23 protein-coding genes are annotated in these 25,227 nt (G+C 71.4%); 18 read left to right on the plus strand and 5 right to left on the minus strand.

Annotation, left to right across the window (positions count from 1 at the left end):
* Entirely contained in the window at positions 1 to 549 is a 549-nt protein-coding gene (locus BLR90_RS11615; RefSeq protein WP_091025380.1) for a hypothetical protein, read from the minus strand.
* 29 nt (positions 550 to 578) lie between these two features.
* Here BLR90_RS11615 and BLR90_RS11620 point away from each other — a divergent pair, with 29 nt between their 5' ends.
* The 5 genes from BLR90_RS11620 to BLR90_RS11640 are packed head-to-tail and all read left to right on the plus strand — an operon-like array spanning position 579 to position 5,480.
* Positions 579 to 1,841, plus strand: coding sequence for an acyl-CoA dehydrogenase family protein (locus BLR90_RS11620; protein ID WP_091025381.1), 1,263 nt, complete (start codon positions 579 to 581; stop codon positions 1,839 to 1,841).
* On the plus strand, positions 1,838 to 2,662 hold the full coding sequence (locus tag BLR90_RS11625; protein ID WP_091025382.1) for an SDR family NAD(P)-dependent oxidoreductase: 825 nt from the start codon (positions 1,838 to 1,840) through the stop codon (positions 2,660 to 2,662). Before BLR90_RS11620 ends, BLR90_RS11625 begins: the two co-directional genes overlap by 4 nt.
* A complete protein-coding gene (locus BLR90_RS11630) occupies positions 2,659 to 3,738 on the plus strand; it encodes a phosphotransferase family protein (protein ID WP_091025383.1) in 1,080 nt (359 codons plus the stop codon). The genes BLR90_RS11625 and BLR90_RS11630 overlap by 4 nt, the downstream gene beginning before the upstream one ends.
* Positions 3,738 to 4,406, plus strand: coding sequence for a histidine phosphatase family protein (locus BLR90_RS11635; protein ID WP_091025384.1), 669 nt, complete (start codon positions 3,738 to 3,740; stop codon positions 4,404 to 4,406). The genes BLR90_RS11630 and BLR90_RS11635 overlap by 1 nt, the downstream gene beginning before the upstream one ends.
* 3 nt (positions 4,407 to 4,409) lie before the next feature.
* Entirely contained in the window at positions 4,410 to 5,480 is a 1,071-nt protein-coding gene (locus BLR90_RS11640; protein WP_091025385.1) for a VanZ family protein, read from the plus strand.
* Here BLR90_RS11640 and BLR90_RS11645 read toward each other — a convergent pair.
* On the minus strand, positions 5,464 to 6,222 hold the full coding sequence (locus BLR90_RS11645; RefSeq protein ID WP_091025386.1) for an SDR family oxidoreductase: 759 nt from the start codon (positions 6,220 to 6,222) through the stop codon (positions 5,464 to 5,466). The two genes, BLR90_RS11640 and BLR90_RS11645, sit on opposite strands and share 17 nt — an antisense overlap.
* Before the next feature lie 127 nt (positions 6,223 to 6,349).
* Here BLR90_RS11645 and BLR90_RS11650 point away from each other — a divergent pair, with 127 nt between their 5' ends.
* The 10 genes from BLR90_RS11650 to BLR90_RS11695 all read left to right on the plus strand — a co-directional run bounded on the left by BLR90_RS11650 (position 6,350) and on the right by BLR90_RS11695 (position 20,539).
* Complete coding sequence (locus BLR90_RS11650; RefSeq protein ID WP_091025387.1) at positions 6,350 to 9,385, plus strand: S8 family serine peptidase; 3,036 nt, start codon at positions 6,350 to 6,352, stop codon at positions 9,383 to 9,385.
* 77 nt (positions 9,386 to 9,462) lie between these two features.
* Entirely contained in the window at positions 9,463 to 10,077 is a 615-nt protein-coding gene (locus BLR90_RS11655) for a TetR/AcrR family transcriptional regulator (protein WP_307725102.1), read from the plus strand.
* Positions 10,074 to 10,886: a TIGR03084 family metal-binding protein gene (locus BLR90_RS11660; RefSeq protein ID WP_091025389.1), complete on the plus strand. Its 813-nt coding sequence runs from the start codon at positions 10,074 to 10,076 to the stop codon at positions 10,884 to 10,886. The genes BLR90_RS11655 and BLR90_RS11660 overlap by 4 nt, the downstream gene beginning before the upstream one ends.
* Positions 10,883 to 12,589: an acyclic terpene utilization AtuA family protein gene (locus BLR90_RS11665; RefSeq protein ID WP_091025390.1), complete on the plus strand. Its 1,707-nt coding sequence runs from the start codon at positions 10,883 to 10,885 to the stop codon at positions 12,587 to 12,589. Before BLR90_RS11660 ends, BLR90_RS11665 begins: the two co-directional genes overlap by 4 nt.
* A complete protein-coding gene (locus BLR90_RS11670) occupies positions 12,586 to 13,764 on the plus strand; it encodes an acyl-CoA dehydrogenase family protein (RefSeq protein ID WP_091025391.1) in 1,179 nt (392 codons plus the stop codon). The genes BLR90_RS11665 and BLR90_RS11670 overlap by 4 nt, the downstream gene beginning before the upstream one ends.
* Entirely contained in the window at positions 13,761 to 15,356 is a 1,596-nt protein-coding gene (locus BLR90_RS11675; RefSeq protein ID WP_091025392.1) for an acyl-CoA carboxylase subunit beta, read from the plus strand. The genes BLR90_RS11670 and BLR90_RS11675 overlap by 4 nt, the downstream gene beginning before the upstream one ends.
* Before the next feature lie 26 nt (positions 15,357 to 15,382).
* The gene (locus tag BLR90_RS11680; protein WP_091025393.1) at positions 15,383 to 17,347 is read left to right on the plus strand and encodes an acetyl/propionyl/methylcrotonyl-CoA carboxylase subunit alpha; all 1,965 of its coding nucleotides are present in this window, start codon (positions 15,383 to 15,385) and stop codon (positions 17,345 to 17,347) included.
* A complete protein-coding gene (locus BLR90_RS11685; protein ID WP_091025394.1) occupies positions 17,344 to 18,534 on the plus strand; it encodes an acyl-CoA dehydrogenase family protein in 1,191 nt (396 codons plus the stop codon). The genes BLR90_RS11680 and BLR90_RS11685 overlap by 4 nt, the downstream gene beginning before the upstream one ends.
* Positions 18,534 to 19,403 carry a carboxymuconolactone decarboxylase family protein gene (locus BLR90_RS11690; RefSeq protein ID WP_091025395.1) on the plus strand — a complete coding sequence of 290 codons (870 nt, stop codon included), beginning with the start codon at positions 18,534 to 18,536 and terminating at the stop codon, positions 19,401 to 19,403. Before BLR90_RS11685 ends, BLR90_RS11690 begins: the two co-directional genes overlap by 1 nt.
* A 35-nt stretch (positions 19,404 to 19,438) precedes the next feature.
* A complete protein-coding gene (locus tag BLR90_RS11695; RefSeq protein ID WP_245715271.1) occupies positions 19,439 to 20,539 on the plus strand; it encodes a YihY/virulence factor BrkB family protein in 1,101 nt (366 codons plus the stop codon).
* Here the strand turns inward: BLR90_RS11695 and BLR90_RS11700 are convergent.
* Positions 20,486 to 21,259, minus strand: a complete 774-nt coding sequence (locus BLR90_RS11700; protein ID WP_170254328.1) for a tyrosine-protein phosphatase — start codon at positions 21,257 to 21,259, stop codon at positions 20,486 to 20,488. The genes BLR90_RS11695 and BLR90_RS11700 overlap by 54 nt on opposite strands.
* 376 nt (positions 21,260 to 21,635) lie before the next feature.
* On the opposite strand from BLR90_RS11700, the gene BLR90_RS11705 reads away from it, so the two are divergent.
* From BLR90_RS11705 to BLR90_RS11715, 3 genes are all read left to right on the plus strand, one after another.
* Positions 21,636 to 22,061, plus strand: coding sequence for a hypothetical protein (locus BLR90_RS11705; protein ID WP_091025397.1), 426 nt, complete (start codon positions 21,636 to 21,638; stop codon positions 22,059 to 22,061).
* A gap of 89 nt (positions 22,062 to 22,150) precedes the next feature.
* Positions 22,151 to 22,579 carry a hypothetical protein gene (locus BLR90_RS11710; protein WP_091025398.1) on the plus strand — a complete coding sequence of 143 codons (429 nt, stop codon included), beginning with the start codon at positions 22,151 to 22,153 and terminating at the stop codon, positions 22,577 to 22,579.
* 110 nt (positions 22,580 to 22,689) lie between these two features.
* Complete coding sequence (locus BLR90_RS11715; protein WP_091025399.1) at positions 22,690 to 23,103, plus strand: hypothetical protein; 414 nt, start codon at positions 22,690 to 22,692, stop codon at positions 23,101 to 23,103.
* Positions 23,104 to 23,130: 27 nt separating this feature from the next.
* On the opposite strand, the gene BLR90_RS11720 is transcribed toward BLR90_RS11715, so the two are convergent.
* A complete protein-coding gene (locus tag BLR90_RS11720; RefSeq protein ID WP_245715272.1) occupies positions 23,131 to 23,925 on the minus strand; it encodes a DUF1295 domain-containing protein in 795 nt (264 codons plus the stop codon).
* On the minus strand, positions 23,922 to 25,223 hold the full coding sequence (locus BLR90_RS11725) for an SAM-dependent methyltransferase (RefSeq protein ID WP_218029416.1): 1,302 nt from the start codon (positions 25,221 to 25,223) through the stop codon (positions 23,922 to 23,924). The genes BLR90_RS11720 and BLR90_RS11725 overlap by 4 nt, the downstream gene beginning before the upstream one ends.
* Between the last annotated feature and the right edge of the window lie 4 nt (positions 25,224 to 25,227).

The following is a 25,227-nucleotide window of genomic DNA, read 5'->3' on the forward strand; positions in this document are numbered from 1 at the left end:
TCAGTCCGGCGGCAGTGCCTGCTGCACGCAGTCGAGCTGGGCCTGGCTGAACGCCGCCACGGCGTCGCCGCCGAAGTCGCCCATGACCGACTGGACCGCTGCCTCGTACAGCTGGTCCTCGGTGAGGGCCTTGCGCAGGCAGGTCTCGTACGCCGTGGCGTCGACCTTGCCCTTGGTGGCGGCCACCTGGGCGCGGGCCGACTCGCTGACGAAGTCGACGCACTTGAACTGCGCGTCCACCCACAGCTCGGCACCCTCCCGGCCCAGGGGAGGCAGCACCGGGGGCACGGCGTACGACTCGTCGAGGAGGCCCGCATCGCGCAGCTCGTCGGGGGTGGCGCTGTCGGTGAGCGCAGCGGCGAAGCACTCGCCCGCCTGCGTCGCTTCGGCGGTGACGTCGTCGCCGACCCACAGCCCGACCAGGGCCTGCTGGACCGCCGCGGTGTCGATGGTCGGGGCAGCGGGAGCGGGCTCGTCGTCGCCGCCGGTGCACCCGAGCAGCAGGACCGCGGGCAGCAGGAGCGTGAGGAGGCGGACGGGTCGGATCACGGCTGCATCGTCCCATTACTGTGCCGTACGTGGACTTCTCACCGTCGCCGCGCGCGGCCGACCTCACCGCCCGGGTCAAGGACTTCATCGAGACCGAGATCAGTCCCGCGGAGGAGGACTACCACCGCGACCTCGCGGAGGCCCGCCGCACCGGCGACCCGTGGCAGCCGCTGCCGCTGATCGAGGAGCTCAAGACCAAGGCCCGCGAGCGCGGGCTGTGGAACCTCTTCCTGCCGCACGAGCACGCGGGGGAGTACGCCGCCCGGTTCGGCACCGACGGTGGTGAGGGACTGACCAACGTCGACTACGCGCCGATCGCCGAGCTGACGGGGCGGTCCGCGATCGCGCCGCTGGTGCTCAACTGCAACGCGCCCGACACCGGCAACATGGAGGTGCTGCTGCGCTACGGCACCGACGCGCAGAAGCAGGAGTGGCTGGAGCCGCTGCTCGACGGGACGATCCGGTCCGCGTTCACGATGACCGAGCCCGGGGTCGCGTCGTCCGACGCGACCACGATGGAGGCGACCGCGGTCGTCGACGGCGACGAGGTGGTCGTCAACGGCCGCAAGTGGTGGTCGACCGGCGTGGGCCACCCCGACTGCAAGATCTACGTGTTCATGGGGCTGACGGACCTCCCAGAAAATCAGCAGAGCGCGGATCGGCACCACCGGCACTCGATGGTGCTGGTCCCACGCGACACCCCCGGCGTGAAGATCGAGCGGATGCTCGACACGATGGGCATGTACGACGAGCCGCTCGGCCACGGCGAGGTGTCGTTCACCGACGTCCGGGTCCCGGCGTCCAACATCATCAGCGGGCCGGGCGAGGCGTTCGCGATCGCCCAGGGCCGGCTCGGCCCCGGCCGGGTCCACCACTGCATGCGGCTGATCGGCGTCGCGGAGCTGGCGCTCGAGCTGGCCTGCCGGCGCGGCCTGGAGCGCACGGCGTTCGGCAAGCCGCTGGCCAACCTCGGCGGCAACCGTGAGCGGATCGCCGAGGCCCGGATCGCGATCGACCAGACCCGTCTGCTGGTGCTCAACGCTGCCTGGAAGCTCGACCAGGGCGGCCCGCTCAACGCGCTGTCCGAGGTCTCGCAGATCAAGGTGGCCGCGCCGGCCATGGCCCAGCAGGTCGTCGACTTCGCGATCCAGCTCCACGGTGGCGCGGGCCTCGCGTCCGACTTCCCGCTCGCCGCGGCCTGGACCGCGGCCCGCTCGCTGCGGATCGCCGACGGTCCCGACGAGGTGCACCGCGGCGTGGTCGCCCGGCTCGAGCTCGGCAAGTACAAGTGACGCGCGTCCTCGTCACCGGCGCTGCCTCCGGCCTCGGCGCCGCGCTGTCCAACGCCTTCGAGACCCGCGGCGACGAGGTGCTGCGCACCGACATCAGCTATGAGGGTGGTTTCGAGGCTCCCTTCGAGGCTCGCAAGCTCGCACCTCAGGACAAGCGCTCCGCTCGCACCTCAACCACCGCAAGGCTCGACATCACGAAGGACGACGACTGGGCCGCGGCGCTCGCGCACGTCGAGCAGACCTGGGGCGGGCTCGACGTACTCGTCAACAACGCCGGTGTCGCCGGGGGCGGCCGGCTCGACGTCGCCACGCTCGACGAGTGGCGCTGGATCACCGAGATCAACCTGTTCGGCGCGGTCCGCGGCACCCGCACGTTCGTGCCGCTGCTCAAGCGGCAGGGCTCGGGCGCGATCGTCAACGTCGCCTCGCTCGCCGGGCTCGTCCACCCCGCGGGCATGGCGTCCTACAACGCGGTCAAGGCCGCGGTGGTGGCGCTGACCGAGACCACCGGCCACGAGCTGGCGGCCCACGGCGTGACCGCCCACGTCGTCTGCCCGTCCTACTTCCGCACCAACCTGATGAGCTCGCTGCAGGGTGCCGACACAGCGCTGGCGTCGGTGATGAGCAAGCTCGTCGAGAGCTCCTCGATCTCCGCCGACGACATCGCCGCCGCGGTGCTTGAGGGTCTCGACCGCGGTGACGAGATCATCGTCCCCGACCAGCCCGCGCGCGACGCCTACGGCCTGAAGCAGGCCGACCGGGCGACGTACGACGTCATCATGCGCGCGCAGGCCGCCAAGCTCGAGGAGGGCGCCCGATGACCGATAAAGGGACCGACGACAGCGGCAACCCGGCGAAGCCGGTCCGCGACGAGGACGCCTTCGACGTCGACGCCGTCCAGGACTGGCTGGGGCTCGGCGAGATCGAGGAGGTCCGCCAGTTCCCCGGCGGCGCCTCCAACCTGACCTACCTGCTCCGGCTCGCCGACCGCGAGCTGATCCTGCGGCGCCCGCCGGCGGGGCAGAAGGCCGCCGGTGCCCACGACATGGGTCGCGAGCACCGCATCCAGGACGCCCTGAAGCCGGTCTTCCCCTACGTGCCGGAGATGGTCGGCTACTGCGAGGACGAGGCGGTCCTCGGCTCGCCGTTCTACGTGATGGCCAAGGTCGAGGGCACCGTGCCGCGGCGCGACCTCCCGTCGACCATGACCCGCGACGACGTCTCCCGGCTCTGCGGCAACGCCTGGGACGTGCTCGCCGAGCTGCACTCCGTCGACGTCGCGGCCCACGCGGAGCTCGTGGCGCTCGGCCGCGGTGACGGGTACGTCGGTCGCCAGGTCTCGGGCTGGACCGGCAGATTCGCCAAGGCCCGCACGGACGACACCGGCGACTGGAGCGACATCGAGGCCTGGATCGCCGCGCGCCAGCCGGCCGACGTGGCGCAGGTGCTGATCCACAACGACTTCCGGCTCGACAACCTGGTCGTCGCGCCCGACGACCCGACCCGGATCGTCGGCGTCCTCGACTGGGAGATGGCCACCGTCGGCGACCCGCTCATGGACCTCGGCGGCTCGATGGCCTACTGGGTCGAGGCCGCGGACGACGAGTTCTTCCAGATGTTCCGTCGCCAGCCCTCGCAGGCCGACGGGATGTGGACCCGCTCCGAGATCGTGGCCCGCTACTGCGAGCGGATGGGCTACCCGGTCAGCCCCGAGGAGTGGCGCTTCTACGAGGTCTTCGGGCTCTACCGGCTGGCCGTGATCGCCCAGCAGATCTGGTACCGGTACTTCCACAAGCAGACCACCAACGAGCAGTACGCCGTCTTCGGTCCCGCCGTCGGCTACCTCGAGACGCGCTGCCGCTCGATCATCGCGGCCTCCGACGTCGCGGGCGACTGATGGGCCAGCTCCTGCTGGTGCGCCACGGTCAGGCGTCGTTCGGCGCCGACGACTACGACGTACTCTCCGAGACCGGCTGGGAGCAGGGCCGGCTGCTCGGCGCGTCCCTGGCCGCCCAGGGCGTGAAGCCGACCGCGATCGTGCGCGGCGACATGCGCCGGCACCGCGAGACCGCCGAGGCGATGGTCGAGGCAGCCGGCTGGTCAGGGACCGAGGTGCGCGTCGACGCCGGGTGGGACGAGTTCGACCACGTCGGCCTGGTCTCGGCCTACCCCGACCTGCCCGAGGGACCGCTGGACCGCCGGGAGTTCCAGCAGGTCTTCGAGCGCGCCACCGAGCGCTGGACCTCCGGCCTCGGCGAGGGCTACGCCGAGACGTACGCCGCGTTCGTCGACCGGGTGCTCGGCTCGCTCGAGGCCGCGACCGCGGACGCCGGGCCGGGCGGCACCGTGGTGGTCGTCAGCTCGGGCGGCGTGATCGCGGTCGTCGTCGCCGCCCTGGTCCTCCCCGCCGCAGACCCGGCGACCGCGGCCCGGCTGTGGAGCCGCTTCAACACGGTCACGGTCAACTCGTCGGTCACCCGCGTCGTCGTCGGCTCCACGGGCGCCCGGATGCTGACGTTCAACGAGCACACACACCTGGCCGGCGACACGGTCACCTACCGCTGACCCATGACCGACCAGGCGACGAACGCGCTCCTCGCGGTGGGGTTGGGCACCCTGGTGGCGATCGTGCTGCTGGTGCCGGTCGCGGCCTACCAGTACCGGCTCGACGGCAAGCTCGAGGCGAGCGACCTCGCGATCCTGCTCAGTGGCGCCGTCTACGGGCTGGCGTTGTGGACCTACACGCTGCTGCCGGTGCCGCCGGCGGGGGAGTACGACTGCAAGGGCAGGCAGCTCGACCCGCTCGGGTCGCTGGCCGCCATCGACCTGGCCGCACCGGCGACACTGCTGCGCGACCCCGCGTTCCTGCAGATCGCGCTCAACGTGCTGCTGTTCGTGCCGCTCGGCTACTTCGTGCGCCAGATCCTCGGGCGCGGCGTCGTGGTGGCGGCGGTGCTCGGTCTGGGCACGTCCCTGCTGATCGAGACCACCCAGCTCACGGGCGTCTGGAACATCTACGACTGCCCCTACCGGCTCTTCGACGTCGACGACCTGATGGTCAACACCCTCGGCGCGGTCGGGGGCTCGCTGCTGTCCGCGATCTTCGTGCGGCGGCGCGAGCAGGCGGAGCCGCTGCCGACCCGGATCACGTTCGGGCGGCGACTGGTCGGGATGCTCAGCGACGTGCTGTTCGTGGTGATCAGCGGCGCGCTGGCGGCGCTGGCCTACCGCGGCTGGTGCTACTGGACCGACGCGGTCGTCGACCGTGATGTGCAGACCTGGCTGCAGTTCGGGGTGCCGTTCCTCGTGGAGACCGCCAGCGTGCTGGCCGTCGGGCGCACCGTCGGCGAGCACGTCGTCTCGGTCCGCGCGGTCGCTCGTCGGCCCCGGCTGGTGCTGCTGTCGCGGGCGGTCAAGCTGGCCACCGGCATCGGCCCGCTGTTCGTGCTGGCGCTGCTCGGTGGGTGGTGGGCCGCCGCACTGCTGCCGTCGTACGTCGTGGTGACGGTGGTGGCCGCCTGGCGCAGCGCCGAGCACCGCGGCCTCAGCCACCAGCTCGCGCACATGGACCTGCGGATCGCCGCCGAGGAGGCGTTCGACGACGACGACCCAACCGCCGGGGTCACATCAGGCGCTTGAACACCGGCAGCGGCGCGTGCTTCATGAACACCGACAGCGGCGCCCAGGGCAGCGGCGGGACACACGCGTCGGCGACCTGCTTCTCGATCGCGGACACCATGGACCGCACGCCCTTCTCGGTGGAGGTCATGAACATCGCCTTGTCGGCAGCCTTCTCGTTCATCTCCGAGGCGATGTAGCCGGGGTAGAGCACGGTGATCTTCACAGTCTCGCCGAGCGGCTTGCCGTGCAGCTCGTGGCGCAGCCCCTCGGCGAGGAACGCGACGCCCACCTTGGTGGCGGCGTACGTCGTCATCGACTTGGGCATCCCGCGCATCGCCGACATCGAGGAGACCATCACCAGGTGGCCGGCCTCCTGCGCGCGGAAGATCTCCATGGCGGCCTCGGTCTGCGCGAGCGCGGCGACGAAGTTGGTCATCGCCGTCTCCTTGTTGGCGTCGTAGCGGCCGGTGCCCAGCGGCGCGCCCTTGCCGAGGCCGGCGTTGACGATGACCCGGTCGATGGTGCCGAAGTCCGCGGCGAAGCCACGGAAGACCGCGAACACCGCGTCGTCGTCGGTGACGTCGAGGACGCGGGTCTCGACCCGGCGGTCGGGGTGCGCCGCCAGGATCTCGGCCTTGAGCCCGTCGAGGCGGTCGGCCCGCCGGGCACACAGGGCGAGGTCGTTGCCGCGGGCGGCGAACTGGCGGGCCATCTCGGCCCCGAGACCGGAGGAGGCACCGGTGATGAGGATCGTCGTCATGCGCCGAGTCTGGCAGTTGTGACGGTCACCCCTTGACGTGAGGGGTCGCGTGTAATGAGGTGAGCCTTGCACGTGTCTTCTCCGGCCGTTCAGGCCCACGACACGGCCCGTACAGATTGAGGTCCCCATGTCAGTCCTCCGTTCACGCGGATCCGTCAAGGCACGCCTGGCCGTGGCCTCGGTGGGTGCGCTCACCGCCGGTCTCCTGGCCGCGCTCCCGCTGTCCGGCGCGCAGGGCGCCCCGGCCGTGTCCGCGGCCGCGAGCCCCACCGCCTCCGCGCCGGCCGGCTTCGAGCGTTTCACCGACGGCCGCTACATCGTGCTGCTGCGCGAGGCGAGCGCCACCGGCTACGACGGCAACCGCAAGTACGCCGACACGAAGTCGCCCTCGGGCACCTTCCTCGGCAGCTCGCCCGCCGTACGCCGCTACTCCGAGCACCTGCGCACGACCCACGAGCGGCTCGCCGGGTCCGTCGGCGCCAGCGTGAAGTCGAGCTACACGGTGGCCAGCAACGGCTTCGCCGCCGACCTCACCGCGGCCCAGGCCATCGACCTGGCGACCGACCGTCGCGTGCTGACCGTCCAGAAGGCCGGGATCAGCAAGATCACGACGTGGAACACCCCCGACTTCCTGGGCATGAGCGGCAGCAAGGGCGCGTGGGCCCAGAAGGGCGGACGCGCCACGGCCGGCGACGGGGTCGTGGTCGGAGTGCTCGACACCGGCATCTGGCCCGAGAACAAGTCGTTCCGCGGCTCCCCGATCGGCTCGACCCCCCAGACCAAGTGGGACATCACCCTCAAGGGCGGCGTCACCCGCATGGAGAAGCTCGACGGCACCGTCTTCACCGGCGCGTGCGAGACCGGTGAGTCCTTCGAGCTGAGCGACTGCAACACCAAGGTCATCAGCGCCCGTGCCTACGGCGACGCGTTCCTCGACGCCGTACCCGAGGAGCTGCTCTCGGAGCACGAGTTCATCTCGCCGCGTGACGGCGCCGGCCACGGCAGCCACACCGCCAGCACGGCCGCCGGCAACATCACCAAGGGTGTCAAGACCGCCGGCCTGAAGTTCGGCACGATCTCCGGCATGGCCCCGGCCGCCAAGCTCGCCATCTACAAGGTGTGCTGGGAGTCCAGCGACGCCGACCTCACCGGCTGCTTCGACGAGGACATGCTGGCCGCCATCGACCAGGCCGTCATCGACGGCGTCGACGTCGTCAACTTCTCCATCGGTGGTGGGCCGCAGCCCGACCTGAGCGTCCTCGAGCTCGCCTTCGAGGGCATGGCCGAGGCCGGCATCTTCATCGCCGCCTCCGCCGGCAACAGCGGACCCGACTCGACCACCCTCGACCACCCGTCGCCGTGGCTGACCACTGTCGCCGCGGGCACGCACACCACGAAGTTCGAGAACACGGTCGTGCTGGGCAACGGCAAGAAGCTCCTCGGAGCCTCGAGCGCCCAGACCCCGGTCTCCACCCGCCAGGTCGTCGACGGCTTCGACGCCGTGGTCGCCGGCGGTGACCCCGACGACGCCGCGCTGTGCGGGCCCGACACGCTCGACCCCGCCAAGGTCGCCGGCAAGATCGTCTACTGCCTGCGCGGTGTCTACGACCGGATCGCCAAGGGCGCCGAGGTCAAGCGGGCCGGGGGAGCGGCGCTGATCATGGCCAACCCTTCGCCCAACAGCCTCAACGCCGACATCCAGGCGGTGCCCACGATCCACATCTCCGACACCGCGGGCGCGGTCGTCGAGGCCTACCTCGATGCCCAGGGCGCGGCCGCGAAGGCGGCGTTCAAGCTCGGCAACCTGACCAACGAGAAGACACCGGTGCCGCAGGTGGCCGGCTTCTCCTCGCGCGGACCGGCGCTCGTCGCCGGCGGTGACCTGCTCAAGCCGGACATCATCGCCCCGGGCGTCGACGTCCTGGCCGCGGTGGCGCCGCCGTCCAACCGGGGTCTGAACTACGACCTCTACTCCGGCACCTCCATGTCGGCGCCCCACATCGCCGGTCTCGCTGCGTTCATGCAGGGAGAGCGTCCGCGCTGGACGCCGATGCAGATCAAGTCGGCGATGATGACCACCGCCACGTCGGTCCGCAACGCGAACGGCGGGATGTCGCGCGACGCGTTCGCCCAGGGCGCCGGTCTGGTCAAGGCGAAGAAGTTCTTCGACCCCGGTCTGTTCGTGACCTCAGACGCCACCCAGTGGCGCGGCTGGCTGGCCGACCTCGGCTACAACACCGGCGTGCCGGCGCTGGACGCCAAGAGCCTCAACCTGCCGTCGATCGCGGACGGGTCCATGACCGGTCCGGTGACGTTCCCGCGCTCCTTCCGCGCCACCATGAAGGGCACGTGGAAGATCAGCGCCGACCTGCCGGGCTTCTCGGTGCAGCCGAGCCGCCCCAACGTCACGTCATCACGCGCCAACGACGTGGTCGACGTGAAGTTCACGATCACCCGGACCACGGCTCCGCTGGGCAGCTTCAGCAGCGGGTTCATCACGCTGACCGGTCCCACCCGGGTCCGGATCCCCGTCGCCATCCAGCCGCTCGCGGTGGAGGCACCGGACGACGTGACCGGCGAGGGCGTGACCGGGTCGAGCGACATCGAGGTGATCCCCGGCTTCACGGGTCAGCTCGACGTCTCGACGACCGGGCTGGCCAAGGGTGAGGTCGCCACGGACACGGTGGCGGCCAACGCGGACCACCTGACCTGTCTGACCGTGCCCGAGGGCACCGAGCTGACGCGGGTCGACGTCGACTCCGCCGACGACTCGGCCGACCTCGACCTCTACCTGCTGGCGTCGGACACCTGCGACCCCTCCACGGCCTTCGCCATCGCGGCGCAGTCTGCGACGGGGTCGGCGGACGAGTCGATCTCGGCCTTCGGCCTCCCGGCCGGGACCTACATCGTCGACGTCTTCGGCTACGCGCCCGGGTCGGAGGGCAGCCCGATGGGCTTCACCCTCGAGACCTACAACGTGGGTGCGGACAACGAAGGTGCGTTCGCCGCGGTGCCGGACCCGGTGCCCGTCGTCCAGAACACCCCGGCCACGTTCAGCGTGACGTGGACGGGCCTGGACGCCGCCAGCAGCTACCTCGGCTTCGTCGAGTACGCCGGGTCGGACGAGGTCACGATGGTGAAGGTGGACACCAACGTCGGCTGACCGCCAGTAGCACTCGGCCCGCCACCAACAAAAAAGTCAGGCTTGACTGTTTGTTGGTGGCGGGCCATGCTCTGCGGGTGACTAGTACGGCGAGCGCTCGCGTGCCCCAGGAGGAGCGCACCCGTCTCATGCGCGCCCGCCTGCTCGAGGCGACCGTCGAGTGCCTCGTCGAGCGCGGCTTCAGCGGCACCTCCACCACGCTGGTCTCCGAGCGCGCCGGCGTCAGCCGCGGCGCCCAGCTGCACCACTTCCCGACCAAGAACGACCTGGTCGTGGCCGCCGTCGAGCACCTCACGCACGTCCGGGGCGCCGAGCTCGCCGCCGCGGCCCAGCGCCTGCCGCGAGGCGACCGACGTACTCGCGCCGTGCTGGAGATGCTCGGCGACCACTTCACCTCGCCGGTGTTCACCGCCGCCCTGGAGCTGTGGGTGGCCGCCCGCACCGACGAGACGCTGATGTCGGCCGTGGCTCCGCTGGAGCAGCGGGTCGGTCGCGAGGTCCACCGGCTCACCGTCGACCTCCTCGGCGCCGACGAGGCGAAGCCCGGGGTGCGCGAGCTGGTGCAGGCGACCCTCGACCTGGTGCGCGGGCTCGGCCTGGCCAACACCATCACCGACGACGCGCGCCGGCGCGCCCGCATCCTCGACCAGTGGGCCCTGACCCTCGACACCGCTCTCAAGGACGACAAGTGACCCAGCTCCTCGACGACCTCCTGGCCGACCTCAAGGCGGAGGGGGACCAACTGTGGAACGCCGTCGCCGGTCTCGACGACTCCGCCGACGGTGGCTGGGCCACGCCCACCCCGGCCGCCGGCTGGACCGTCGCCACTCAGGTCGCCCACCTGCTCTGGACCGACGAGACCGCCACCGCCGCCGCGCACTCGGTCACGGGCCCGGAGGGCAAGGCGGCGTGGGACGAGCTGGTGCTGGCCGCCATGGCCGACCCGACCGGCTTCGTCGACACCGCCGCCCTGGAGGTGGCGCGGCTCCAGCCGCAGGCGCTGCTCGCCCGCTGGGGTGCCGCCCGGACCGCGCTCACCGAGGCGCTGCGGGGCTTCCCCGAGGGCGAGAAGATGCCGTGGTTCGGCCCGCCGATGTCGCCCACCTCGATGGTGACCGCGCGCTACATGGAGACCTGGGCCCACGCCCTCGACGTCTACGAGGCGCTGGGCATCGAGCCCGAGGTCACCGACCGGATCAAGCACGTCGCCCACATCGGGGTGCGCACCCGCGGCTTCTCGTTCGACACCTTCGAGCTGCCGGTGCCGCCCGACGAGCCCCGCGTCGAGCTGACCGCGCCGTCCGGTGAGGTCTGGACGTGGGGCCCCGACGACGCCGCGCACCGGGTGACCGGGTCGGCCGTCGACTTCTGCCGCCTCGTGACCCAGCGCGTCCACCGCGACGACACCGACCTCGTGACCGTCGGCAGCGACGCCGAGCAGTGGCTCGCGATCGCCCAGTGCTTCGCGGGTCCTCCGGGAGAGGGCCGGGCCGCCAGATGAGCGAGCTGCTGCGCATCGGCAACTGCTCGGGCTTCTACGGCGACCGCCTCACCGCGATGCGCGAGATGCTCGAGGGTGGTCCGCTGGACGTCCTCACCGGCGACTACCTCGCCGAGCTGACCATGCTGATCCTCGGCAAGGACACGATGAAGGACAGCTCGCTGGGCTACGCGCGCACCTTCGTCCGCCAGGTCGAGGACACCCTCGGCCTCGCGCTCGAGAAGGGCGTCAAGATCGTCAGCAACGCCGGCGGGCTCAACCCCGCAGGCCTGGCCGACCGGCTACGCGAGGTCGCCCACGGCCTCGGCCTCGACCCCGCGATCGCCCACGTCGAGGGCGACGACCTGCGCTCCCTGGGGTTCGACGGTGCGCTGACGGCCAACGCCTACCTCGGAGGCTTCGGCATCGCGGCCGCCCTCACCCAGGGCGCCGACATCGTCGTCACCGGCCGCGTCACCGACGCCTCGCTCGTGGTCGGGCCGGCGGTCGCGCACTTCGGCTGGACGCCCACGTCGTACGACGAGCTGGCCGGCGCCGTCGTCGCGGGCCACGTGCTCGAGTGCGGCACGCAGGCGACCGGCGGCAACTTCTCCGGCTTCCGCACGCTGCCCCACACCGGCCGGTGGTTGGGCTTCCCGCTCGCCGAGATCGCCGCCGACGGGTCCTTCGTCGTGACCAAGCACGACGGCACCGGCGGCGCGGTCACCGTCGACACGGTGACCGCGCAGCTGGTCTACGAGATCCAGACCACGCAGTACCTCAACCCCGACGTCGTGGTCGACCTCGACTCGATCCGGCTCGACCAGCCCGGCCCCGACCGCGTCCACGTCTCCGGCGTACGCGGCGAGGCCCCGCCCGAACGGCTCAAGGTCTGCGTCAACACGCTCGGCGGCTTCCGCAACTCTATGGAGTTCGTGCTCACCGGCCTCGACATCGAGGCGAAGGCCGACTGGCTGCGCGAGCAGCTCGAGCCGTCGCTGAAGGCGACGACCGTCAGCTGGACCCGCACCGCCCTGCCGGGTGCCGACGCCGACACCGAGGAGGGCGCGTCCTGCCTCCTGCGCTGCACGGTGATGGACCCCGAGGCCGGCCCCGTGGCCAAGGCCTTCACCGGCCCCGCCGTCGAGCTCGCGCTGGCGTCCTACCCCGGCTTCACGATGACCAGCCCGCCCGGACCGCCGACGCCGTACGGCGTCTACCGCCCGGAGTACGTCGACCGCTCGGCCGTGACCCACACCGTCGTCCACGCCGACGGCTCCCGCGAGGTCGTGCCCGACCCGGTCGAGTTCACCGCGCCCGACGCCCTGGTGGGCCAGCGCGCGTCGCCGTACCCCGCCCCGGCCGACTCCCTCACCCGCCGGATGGCGCTGGGCACCTTCGTCCACGCGCGCTCCGGCGACAAGGGCGGTGACGCCAACCTCGGGCTGTGGGTGGCCCACGACGGGTCCGACAAGTACGACGCCCGGGTGACGTGGCTGGCCAAGTTCATGAGTCCGCGCAAGGTGCGCGAGCTGGTGCCCGAGGCGCGTGATCTCGAGGTCGAGGTCTACGTGCTGCCCCACCTCGGCGCCGTCAACGTCCTGATCCGCGGCCTGCTCGGCGAGGGCGTCGCGGCCTCGACCCGCTTCGACCCCCAGGCCAAGGGCCTCGGGGAATGGGTGCGCTCGCGCATCGTCCACATCCAGGAGGACCTCCTTTCATGACCGCCACGACCGTCACGCCCGACCAGGGGTCCGAGCAGGCCGAGCACCGCGAGGCGCTGCGCGAGGTCGCCACCGAGTTCGTCCGCCGGGAGATCGCCCCCCACCTGCAGGACTGGGAGGACGCGCAGTCGATCCCGCGCGAGCTGCACCTCGCGGCGGCGAAGCAGGGGCTGCTCGGCATCTCCTTCCCCGAGTCGGTCGGCGGTGAGGGCGGCGACCTGCTCGACACCGTGGCCGTCCAGGAGGCGATGTTCGCCGCCGGGGCGTCCAGCGGCCTGATGGCCGGGCTCTTCACCAACGGCATCGCGCTGCCGCACATCGCGGCCCACGGGTCGCCCGACCTCGTCGACCGCTACGTGCGTCCGACGCTGGCCGGCGAGCTGATCGGCTCGCTCGCGATCACCGAGCCCGGTGGCGGGTCCGACGTCGGCAACCTGCGCACGACCGCCGTCCGCGACCCCGACACGGGCTGCTACGTCGTCAACGGCGCCAAGACGTTCATCACGAGCGGCGTCCGCGCCGACTTCGTGACCACCGCGGTGCGCACCGGAGGCCCCGGCGGCGCCGGCGTGAGCCTGCTGGTGATCGACACGGACACGCCGGGCTTCACCGTCGACCGGTCACTGGCCAAGATGGGCTGGCACTGCTCCGACACCGCCGAGCTGTCCTTCACCGACGTGCGGGTGCCGGTCGGCAACCTGGTCGGCGAGCAGGACGCCGGCTTCTGGTACATCGCCGAGCAGTTCGTCGTCGAGCGGATGGCGCTCGCGGTCCACGGCTACGGCATCGCCGCTCGCTCGCTCGCGCTCACCAAGGCCTACTGCCAGGAGCGCGACACATTCGGGCAGCCGCTCATCAAGCGCCAGGTGGTGCGCCACAAGCTGGTCGAGATGCACCGTCAGGTCGAGGTCGCCCGCGCCTACACGCACGCGGTCGCCGCGCGCCACGTGGCGGGCGAGAGCGTGATCGCCGAGGCCTGCCTGGCGAAGCAGACCGCGTGCGACGCCGCGACGTACGTCTGCGACCAGGCGGTCCAGCTGCACGGCGGCACCGGCTACATGCACGGGACCGAGGTCGAGCGGCACTACCGCGACGCCCGGCTCCTGCCGATCGGCGGCGGTGCCACCGAGGTGCTCACCGACCTCGCCGCCAAGCTGCTGGGCTACACGGGATGAGCAACCGCGAGGCGATGCTCGAGAAGCTCGCCGACCTGGACATCGAGCACGCCAAGGCGGTCGCCGGAGGCGGCGAGAAGTCGGTCGCGCGCCACCACGGCCGCGGCAAGCTGATGCCGCGCGAGCGGATCGAGCTGCTCGTCGACGAGGGCTCGGCGTTCCTCGAGCTCAGCCCGCTAGCGGGGTGGGGCTCCGACTTCACCGTCGGCGCGAGCGTCGTCACCGGCATCGGGGTGGTCGAGGGCGTCGAGTGCATGATCACCGCCAACGACCCGTCGGTGAAGGGCGGCGCCTCCAACCCGTGGACGGTGAAGAAGATCTTCCGCGCCTCCCAGATCGCCGAGGAGAACGGCCTGCCGTCGATCTCGCTGGTCGAGTCGGGTGGTGCCGACCTGCCGACGCAGAAGGAGATCTTCATCCCCGGCGGCAAGCTGTTTCGCGACATCACCCGCGCCAGCGCCCGCAAGGAGCCCACCATCGCGCTGGTCTTCGGCAACTCGACCGCCGGCGGCGCCTACGTGCCGGGCATGAGCGACTACACGGTCATGGTCCGTGAGCAGGCCAAGGTGTTCCTCGGCGGCCCGCCCCTGGTCAAGATGGCCACCGGTGAGGAGTCGGACGACGAGTCGCTCGGCGGCGCCGAGATGCACGCGCGCACCTCCGGCCTGGCCGACTACCTCGCCGAGGACGAGCTCGACGCCATCCGCATCGGCCGCCGGATCGTCGCGCGCCTCAACTGGCGCAAGGCGACCTCTGCCCCGACTGCCTCGTTCGCCGAGCCGGACGCCGACCCCGACGAGCTGCTCGACCTGATCCCCAGCGACCTCAAGGAGCCGTTCGACCCGCGCGAGGTCATCGCGCGGCTGGTCGATGGTGTGGGGGGCGACGGGGTCAGCGAGACCAACGGCCCTGAAGGTAGAGCGTTCGACGAGTTCAAGCCTCTTTATGGTCCTTCGCTGGTCACCGGCTGGGCCCGTCTCCACGGCCGGCCGATCGGCATCCTCGCCAACGCGCAGGGCGTGCTGTTCAGCGAGGAGGCGCAGAAGGCGACGCAGTTCGTCCAGCTCGCCAACCAGACCGACACACCTCTGCTCTTCCTGCACAACACCACCGGCTACATGGTCGGCAAGGACTACGAGCAGGGCGGCATCATCAAGCACGGCGCGATGATGATCAACGCCATCAGCAACTCCACGGTCCCGCACCTCACGGTCATCATGGGGGCGTCGTACGGCGCCGGGAACTACGGCATGAACGGCCGCGCCTTCGACCCGCGTTTCCTCTTCACCTGGCCCTCCGCCAAGTCCGCCGTGATGGGTCCGGCGCAGCTCGCCGGCGTGCTCGAGATCGTGGCGCAGCAGTCCGCGGAGTCCAAGGGCCAGGAGTTCGACGCCGAGGGTTTCAAGGGCGTCAAGGAGATCGTCGAGGCCCAGATCGAGGAGCAGTCCCTGCCCTACTTCCTGTCCGGGATGCTCTACGACGACGGCGTCATCGACCCGCGCGACACCCGCACCGTCCTCGGCATCTGCCTGTCCGTGATCGAGACCAAGCCCTATGCGGGCACCGACCGATTCGGGGTGTTCCGCCCGTGATCAAGCGAGCAGCGGAGAGGCAAGAAATGATCAGCCGCATCCTCGTCGCCAACCGTGCCGAGATCGCCAGCCGGGTGTTCCGCACCTGCCGGACGCTCGGCATCGAGACCGTCGCCGTGCACTCCGACGCGGACGCCGACCTGCCCTACGTGCGCGAGGCCGACCACGCCGTACGGCTGCCCGGCACAGCGCCCGCCGACACCTACCTGCGCGCCGACCTGATCCTCGACGCGGCCAGGCGCGCGGGAGCCGACGCGATCCACCCCGGCTACGGCTTCCTGTCGGAGAACGCCGAGTTCGCACGGGCGGTCGAGGCCGCCGGTCTGACCTGGATCGGCCCGGCGCCCTCCTCGATCGAGCAGATGGGCTCCAAGATCGAGTCCAAGAAGCTGATGGAGGCCGCCGGCGTCCCGGTGCTGACCAACATCGACGTCGCGAGTGCCACTGACGCCGACTTGCCGCTGATCGTCAAGGCATCGGCCGGCGGAGGGGGCCGCGGCATGCGCATCGTCCGCACCCTCGCCGACCTGCCCGGCGAGGTCGACAAGGCCCGGGCGGAGGCGGAGTCGGCGTTCGGTGACGGCACCGTCTTCGTCGAGCCCTACGTCGAGCACGGGCGTCACGTCGAGGTGCAGGTGCTCGGCCACCGTGACGGGGTCGAGGTCTTCGGCGAGCGCGACTGCTCCATCCAGCGCCGTCACCAGAAGGTCGTGGAGGAGGCGCCCGCACCCCTGCTCCTGGAGCTGACTCGTCGGGCGCTACATGACGCTGCACGGGCCGCGGCCGCCGCCATCGACTACCGCGGAGCGGGCACCGTCGAGTTCCTCTACGACGCGGAGCGGGACCGGTTCTTCTTCCTGGAGATGAACACCCGGCTCCAGGTCGAGCATCCCGTGACCGAGGAGGTCTTCGGTGTCGACCTGGTCGCTCTCCAGATCGCCGTGGCCGAGGGGAGGGTCCCGGAGAGCGCCGGCGACCCTCGCGGCCACGCCATCGAGGTCCGGCTGTACGCCGAGGACCCTGGTGCCGACTACCAGCCGCAGAGCGGTCGCCTCACGACGTTCGAGATCCCCCGAGAACCCGGTGTCCGCATCGAGTCGGGCTTCGTCACCGGCTCCGAGGTCTCCACCCACTACGACGCGATGCTGGCCAAGGTGATCGTCCACGCGGCGACCCGGGAGGAGGCCGCGCGCCGGCTCCGCGGCGTCCTTCGACGCAGCCGGCTGCACGGGCTGGTGACCAACCGTGACCTGCTCGTCGAGGTGCTCGGCTACCGAGAGTTCCTCTCCGGTGAGGTGAGCACCGCCTTCCTGAGCGAGGCCGAGCTGGGCTCGCTGGAGGGCTCGTCAGTGCCGGGCACGGCCGCCCAGCAGGCGGTGAGCCTCTTCGCCTCCGCGATGGCGTGGGTCGAGCAGGCGGTCGCAAGCCGCAGCGTCCAGCGGGCCATCCCCGCAGGATGGCGCAACGTCCACTCTGCCCCGCAGGTCATCACGTTCGACCTGGCCGGCACCGAGTTGCGGGTGGGGTGGCGCCAGACCGGCGCGAGCATCGAGCTGGTCGACCTCTATGACGAGGTGCACGGCGTACGCCAGGTGTCGGTGGAGGCTGCCCCCCTCGGGTGGCGTGTGGTCGTCGACCACGAGGGCGTGAGCACGACGCATGAGGTGCGCATCGTGGGCCAACGGGTCGACGTCGACTCGCCCTGGGGCCACCTCGCGCTGACCTCCGTCCCCCGGTTCGTCGACCCCGCTGACCAGGTCGCCAGCGGCTCGCTGCTGGCACCGATGCCCGGGACCGTCGTCCGGGTCGCCGTCGAGGCGGGCGCGCAGGTCGCGGCCGGAGACCCGGTCCTCGTCCTCGAGGCCATGAAGATGCAGCACACCGTGAGCGCGCCGCACGCCGGCACGGTCACCCAGGTCAATGTCCACCCCGGGACACAGGTCGCCGCCGGCGAGGTACTCGCCGTCGTCGAGACAGGAGAAGACGCATGAGCACGTTCGACGGACCCCCCTTCGAGGAGTCGGCAGAGCGCCAGGAGCTGCGCAAGCAGGTGGCGAAGCTCGCGAGCAAGTACGGCCGTGAGTACTTCACCGCCCAGGCGCGCAGCGGGGGCAAGACCACCGACCTGTGGCTGGAGATCGGCAAGAACGGCTACCTCGGCATCAACATCCCCGAGGAGTACGGCGGCGGTGGCGGCGGTATCGGTGACATCGCGGCCGTGTGCGAGGAGCTGTCGGCCCAGGGCTGCCCGCTGCTCATGATGGTCGTGAGCCCGGCGATCTGCGGCACCGTGATCAGCCGCTACGGCACCGAGGAGCAGAAGCAGCGCTGGCTGCCCGGAATCGCCGACGGCACCAGCACGATGGCCTTCGCGATCACGGAGCCCGACGCGGGCACCAACTCCCACAACATCACCACGACGGCGCGCCGCGACGGCGACGAGTGGGTGCTCACCGGACGCAAGATCTACATCTCCGGGGTCGACGAGGCCGACAACGTGCTGGTCGTCGCGCGCACCGAGCAGCTCACATCTGATGGGCAGAAGACCGGCAAGCTCAAGCCCTGCCTGTTCGTGCTGCCGACCGACTCCGAGGGCCTCGAGTACAAGGCGATCCCGATGGAGATCGTCAGCCCCGAGCTTCAGTTCCAGGTCTTCATCGACGACGTGCGGCTGCCCGCCGACGCGCTCGTCGGCGACGAGGACGGCGGTCTCGTGCAGCTGTTCGCGGGCCTCAACCCCGAGCGGATCATGGCGGCGGCGTTCTCCAACGGCCTCGCCCGCTACGCCCTCGACAAGGCGGTGGCCTACGCCAAGGAGCGGGTGGTCTTCAAGGACCCGATCGGCGCCCACCAGGCGATCGCCCACCCGTTGGCCAAGGTGCACATCGAGATCGAGCTGGCCCGGCTGATGAACCAGAAGGCTGCTGCCCTCTACGACGCCGGCGACGACATGGGCGCCGGCGAGGCAGCCAACATGGCCAAGTACGCCGCCGCGGAGGCGGCGTGCGCGTCCGCCGACGCCGCGGTGCACACCCATGGCGGCAACGGGATCACCCAGGAGTACGGCATGGCCGGGCTCCTCGTGGCGACCCGCGCCGGCCGGATCGCGCCGGTCAGCCGGGAGATGATTCTCAACTTCGTCTCCATGCACTCGTTGGGTCTGCCAAAGTCCTACTGATGGACGCGGACTGGACCAGGGGGGGCGCTGAGGCGCTGTCCCTGCACGCGCCGGGGGCAGCCGCGGCGCTGTCGGAGCTGGTCCGGTCCCGTCCCCAGGACCTCGACGAGGGTGCGCTCTCGGCGATCCGGGCCGCCACCGCCGGGGCGCTGGGGCTCACGGCACTGGCCGGGACCCGGCGTCCCGCGCAGGTGCCGGCGCCCGCTGTCGCCGCCTTCGCCGAGCAGTTCGCCGTGGACGTGTCGATGGTCGACGACGAGCTGCGGGTGGCGTGGGGCGAGGCGGTCGGGGATGCGATGTTCTCGGCCGCCCAGATGGTCTACGTCGCCGACTTCGTGCCGCGGCTGCGCGCGGTCCTCGACGCCCTGTTCGGACCGGACGAGTGGTGGGACCCGCCGCTGACGGCGACCGGCGACTCCTGGGGCGTCGTCGAGACCTTCATGCGGGAGGTGGCCCGGCTCGACGCGCTCGACCCGGTGCTCACCGAGCTGGTGCGACTGCGTGGGGCCCGGCAGCACGAGTGCCGGGTCTGCAAGTCGCGGCGCAGCCTGGCCGCGATCGAGGCCGGTGCCCGGGCCGAGACGTTCGAGGCCGTCGACCACTACCGACGCAGCGACCTGTCGGCGTCGTCCCAGGCGGCCCTGGCCCTGACCGACGCGATGATCTGGACCCCCTCCCGGCTGCGCGACGCCGACGTCGAGGCCGTGCGGGCGCACCTCACCCCGGCCCAGGCGGTGGAGGTGGCGCTCGACGTCACCCGCAACGCCGCCAACAAGATCGCCGTGGCGCTGGCGGCCGACGCCCCCGTCGTCGCGACCGGGGTCGAGCTGTTCGAGACCGACGCCGACGGCAACCTCGTCTTCCCCTGACAGGCCGGCAAGGGGAGCGCCGGTACCGTGAGCGGGTGGGTAACGTCGTCGGCATCGCCGATCGAGTGCAGCGCCGGCACCGGGTGCTCGGCGTACCGATCGCTGTCCTCTACAAGTTCTTCGACGACCAGGGCAACTACCTCGCCGCGGCGCTGACCTACTACGCCTTCATCGCGATCTTCCCGCTGCTGCTCCTGGCGTCGTCGATCTTCGGCTTCGTGCTCCAGGGCAACCCCGAGCTCCAGGACGACGTGCTCAACTCCGCCCTCGGCCAGTTCCCGATCATCGGTGAGCAGCTCGGCCGGCCCGAGGGGCTGCAGGGCTCGACGGCCGCGGTCGTGGTCGGGGCGCTCGCCGCCCTCTACGGGTGCCTGGGTCTGGGGCTCTCCATCCAGAACGTCATGGCCACGGCGTGGGGGGTCCCGCGCAACAGCCGGCCCAACCCCTTCCTGCTCCGCTTCAAGAGTCTTGCCCTGCTGGCACTCGCCGCCGTCGCCGTGCTCGGGCTCTCGATCCTGGGGGCGGCCGGAAGCAACACCGCGGTCATCGGCGACAACATCCACGGCCTCTTCCGATGGGCGATCGTGCTCGCGACCGTGGTCGTGGTCGGCCTGGTGCTGACCGCGCTCTTCCGGCTCGCGGCCGCCCGCAGCCACCACCTCGGCCGGGCCGCGCCGGGCGCGTTCTTCGTGGCCGTGCTGTGGCAGGGGCTTCAGCACCTCGGCTCGGTCTACGCCACCAACGTGCTGTCCGGGACCAGCTCGATGAACAAGACGTTCGGGCTGGTCCTCGGGCTGATGGGCCTGATCTACATCGCGTCAGTGATCGGCGTGCTCGGCGTCGAGGTCAACGTGGTGCTGGCCCGCCGGCTGTGGCCGCGGGCGCTGCTGACCCCGTTCACCGACGCGGTCGACCTGACCGAGGCCGACCGCCGTGCCTACGCCATGTACGCGCAGATGCAGCGGCACAAGGGTTTCGAGACCGTCACGGTGCGCTTCGACGGCCGCGACGGCGACACCCACGAGATCGTGCTGGACGGCCACGAGAAGGAGGCCGGCATCCGACCGCGCCGTGGGGCGCGGCTAGTCGAGGAGCCGGACCCGCAGGGCGGCGAGGGTGTCGGGACCAAGGCCTAGGCCCTCGGCGAGGTAGGCATCGATCGAGCCGTACGCCGCGTCCACGGCGCCGTAGGCCTGCTGCAGGTAGGCGGCGTCGGCCACCATGACCGTCTCGTAGACGTCGACCTTGTCGGGACCGAGGTGCTCGCGCACCATGCCGAGGTACTTCGTCCGGGTGGCCGACGAGATGGTGTTGGTCGTCAGGTAGTCCTCGAGGATGGTCCCGGGCGCCACCCCGGCCAGGTGCAGCAGGAGCACCGACGCCCAGCCGGTGCGGTCCTTGCCGGCGGTGCAGTGGAAGAGCTGCGGTCCGGTGCCCGCCGCGATCTCGCGCAGCAGCTCCCCGAAGGCCGCGCGACCGCCCTCCTTCTCGACGAAGCCGCGGTAGACCTCGCCCATCACCGCGAGCCCCTCCTCGCGCGACTCGAGGGTGGCCACCGCCTCCATGGGGATGCCCTTCACCTCGATGTGACGCCACGTCGACCCCGGCACCGGCGCGTCCGGGTGCGCCTCCACCTCGTGGGCGTCGCGCAGGTCGAAGATCGCCGTGATCCCCAGTCTGGACAGGGCATCCGCGTCCTCGTCGGTCAAGGTGAGCTCGTTGGAGCGGAACAGCACCCCGCGTCGTACGCGTCCTCCGTCGGCAGTCGGGTAGCCCGGTCCGGCCACGTCGCGGAAGTTGTCGGCCGAGGCCAGGCGGACGAGCTCTTCGCCGAGGTCGGCGTCGTCAGAGGTCACGCGCGCAGGATACGAGGCCGTCACCACCCTAGGTGCGGCTAGTCCGGACGGGCCAGCCCGTTCGGGACATGGCGAGGCCTCGTGGCGCGTCCTAAGGTCGTTGGTCGGCGGCACTGGGGAGGGCCGCCATGGGAGGGAGTCCTGGTGCGGCGCACCCTGGTGCGGCCGCTCGGTCACCCCGACAACCCGGGCTCGCGGCGCGCGAGCACCCGGCGCAGAGCGCTCGTCGCTCGCGCCGGGCAGGGAGGAGCCGGCTCGGGCCGGCCGTCCTCCGTCTGCCCCCAGGTCATTTCGAGCCATAGCCGCACGGGTCAGGGGCGCTTAGCGTTCCCTGAGTTCGCGGTCCCGGGAGGGGACCGCGCAGTGAGGGGGACTCATGCTCAACAAGATGCTCGCGCCCTTGGCCGTGCTGGCCCTGGGGGTCGGACTCGGAACCTGGCAGGCGCAGGCCAGCCAGGCGCCGGCACCGGCGGCCAGCTCGGCGGCCACGGTCGACATGGGCCCGGCACCGGCCGGGTTCGAGAAGCACGCCGTGCTGCCGTACGAAGGCTCCTACATGGGCCACGACATGCACTACCGCACCGTCCGGTTCGAGTACGTCGATGGGAAGATCCGCAACTTCCGCGTCAACCACACCACGGGCTTCCCGGTGGCCACGGTCAGCGGCCACCAGTTCCACCACACGTGCCACGGCAGCCTCTGCATCCGGGGTCAGTGGACCGACGACGTCACTGTCGAGGGGACCTGGAACAACACCTCGGGCGGCGAGTCGCACTTCACCGCGGCGCTGTTCGCGCACTGACCGATCGCCCGCCGGCGTCGTGACGCCGGCACCACCAGCATCGACGCGGCGCCGGGAGGGCGCCGCGCATCTCAAGGGGGAACAACTTCATGAAGGAAAACACCAGCCGCCTGGCCAACAAGCTCGGCGTGACGGCCGCCGTCCTGGCGCTCGGCGTCGGTCTCGGCACCTGGCAGGCCCAGGCCAGCCAGGCACCCACCGCCGCGGCGCCGTCGATGGGGGCGCCGGCGAGCAGCCCGACGCTGCACGCCGTACTGCCGTACGAGGGCCAGTACCTCGGCCACGACATGTACGGCCGCACGGTCCGCTTCACGTTCCGCGGCAACCAGATGAGCCACTTCACGGTCAACAGCACATCGTTCGGCGGCGCGCACGTCTCCGGTCACGCGTGGCACGAGACCTGCAGCAACGGCAAGTGCACCAAGGGCATGTGGACCGACGACGTGACCGTCGAGGGCCAGTGGCGTGACCAGAACGGCCACATCTCGCACTGGACCGCCCGACTGTTCATGCACTGACAGATCGCCAGGGGCCGCTCGGGCGGCCGACCCGGCACCACCCCGGCACCACACCTCGCACCAACGAACGGCGCGGCCCCGTAGGGGGCCGTGTCACAGGGGAGAGCACCATGTTGAAGAAGATCGGCGCGGCCACGGCCGTGCTCGCACTGGGTGTCGGGCTGGGGACGTGGCAGGCGCAGGCCAGTCAGGCTCCGGCTGCCGCGCCGACCAGCGCTGCCGGAGCGGTGGCCAACACGGAGCCGTCGCGGCACGCCGTCCTGCCCTACGAGGGGTCCTACATGGGCCACGACATGTACGGCCGCACGGTCCGCTTCACGTTCCGCGGCAACCAGATGAGCCACTTCACGGTCAACAGCACGTCGTTCGGCGGCGCGCACGTCTCGGGCCATGCCTGGCACGAGACCTGCAGCAACGGCCTGTGCACGCACGGGATGTGGACCGACGACGTGACCGTCGAGGGCCAGTGGCGTGACAAGAACGGCCACCTGTCGCACTGGACGGCACACCTCTACTCACACTGAGGACCCTTCCCGCAGCCCCCGCGCGGCTCAGCCGCGCGGGGGCAGTGGGAGGAACATCGAGGTGCGGGCGGCGTACGCCGGGTAGCCGGGTCGCTGCCTCATCGTGCGCTCCAGCAGCCGAGCGCCGGTGGCGAAGACCAGGAAGTAGGTCATCGCGACCGGGGCGAGGACGGTCAGCAGGCCTGGCAGCCAGCCGGAGCCGAGCCCGGCGGCCAGCCACACGCCCCACCACACGCAGGCGTCGCCGAAGTAGTTGGGATGACGGGTGTAGCGCCAGAGGCCGTGGTCCATCACCGGCGCCCGGTCGGGATCGGCCTTGTACGCCGCCAGCTGGGCGTCGCCCACGGTCTCGAAGACCAGGCCGAGCAGCCAGAGCGCGACACCTGCCAGCACGACCGTCCAGGACCACACGTCGGAGACTGCACCCACCTGGACCGGCAGCGAGATGAACCACAGCGCGAGACCCTGCACCACGAACACCTTGCGGACAGCGACCCCCATCCCGGCCTCGCGCAGCGACCCGCCGAGGACCTCCTCGTAGCGCGGGTCCTCGCCGTGCCCGACGGCCCGGCGGCGGATGTGCCAGGCGAGGCGGAGGCCCCAGAGCCCCACCATCGCCAGCACCAGCCACCGCCGGACCGCGTCTCCGTCCGTCAGGACCCCGACCACTGAGGAGGTGGCCGCGACCAGGACGAAGCCCAGACCCCACGCGACGTCGACGACCGCCACCCGCCCGAGGCGGTTCGCCGCCAGGGCGGTCGCGGTCATCAGCAGAGCGGTCGTCGCGAGGGCGACCGCCGAGACGGTGAGGACGTCGCTCACCAGTCGCGCACCCAGGGCAGGGCGTGCTCTCCGTCCGGGCGGACCAGCAGGATCTGGTCGACGCCCATCCGACCGTCTCGGAACGCCATCGCCCCGCCGACGAGGTAGAGGCGCCAGACGCGGACGACCTCCTCACCGACCAGCTCGGTGAGCCGGTCGACGTTGAGCTCGAAGCGCTGGAGCCAGCCCGAGACGGTGTGCACGTAGTGCTCCCGCATGGCGTGCACGTCGCGCACCTCCAGCCCGGAGCCCTCGAGCAGCGCGACCGTCTCGCCGACGGGCCGCATGTGCATGTCGGGGGCGATGAACGACTCGATGAAGGGGCCGCCGCCCGGCCACCGGCCGGTGCGCGACATCTGCTGGACCAGCACCCGCCCGCCCGGGCGCACCGAGCGCCGCAGCACCTCGGCGTACGTCGGGTAGTTGCCCTGCCCGACGTGCTCACCCATCTCGATCGACGACACCGTGTCGAAGGCCTCACGCTCCGGCACGTCGCGGTAGTCCTGGAGCCGGATCTCGACCCGGTCCGCGAGCCCGCGCTCGGCGATCCGGGCGTCGATGAAACGCTTCTGCTCGGCCGAGATCGTCACGCCGGTGACCTTCGCGCCGAAGTGCTCGGCGGCGTGCAGCGACAGCGAGCCCCAACCGCAGCCCACGTCGAGCAGCCGCATCCCCGGCTCGAGGCCGAGCTTGCGGCAGACCAGCGAGAGCTTGGCGGACTGCGCCTCCTCGAGCGGCTGGTCCGGCGAGGAGTGGTAGCCGCACGAGTAGGCCATGTTCGGCTCGAGGATCAGCGAGTAGAACTCGTTGGACAGGTCGTAGTGGTGGCTGATCGACCGGCGGTCGCGCAGCCGGCTGTGGAGGCGGCCGCGGATCCGCGCCTGCGACGCCGGGGCGGCCGGAGGGCGCCCGAGTGCGCCGATCCCGGACACGGCCCGCAGGGCGCGCACGGTTGCGGCGAGGCTCGGCCGCGTGCCCGACAGGCCGCGCTCGCGGGCCACCGAGAACGCATGGGTCAGGGCGGAGTCGAGGTCCCAGCCGTCGTCGTGCGGCACGTCGAGCTCGCCGGTGACGTAGGCCTGGGCGGCACCGAGCTCGCCGGGCTGCCACAGGAGCCGCCGTACGGCGTCGGGCGAGCGCAGCTCCACGACCGGCGCGTCGCCGGGGCCGGCCTCGGATCCGTCCCACGCGCGCAGGCGCACGGGCAGGCCGCCACCGAGGATCGGCGCGAGTGCCGCCGCGAGCCTCGGGGCGATCTCGTCGCCGGTGCGCGTGCTGCCGGTGGCATGCGTCGTCACGACG

The sequence above is a fragment of the Nocardioides szechwanensis genome, from assembly GCF_900103935.1.
Classification (GTDB): Bacteria; Actinomycetota; Actinomycetes; order Propionibacteriales; family Nocardioidaceae; genus Nocardioides; species Nocardioides szechwanensis.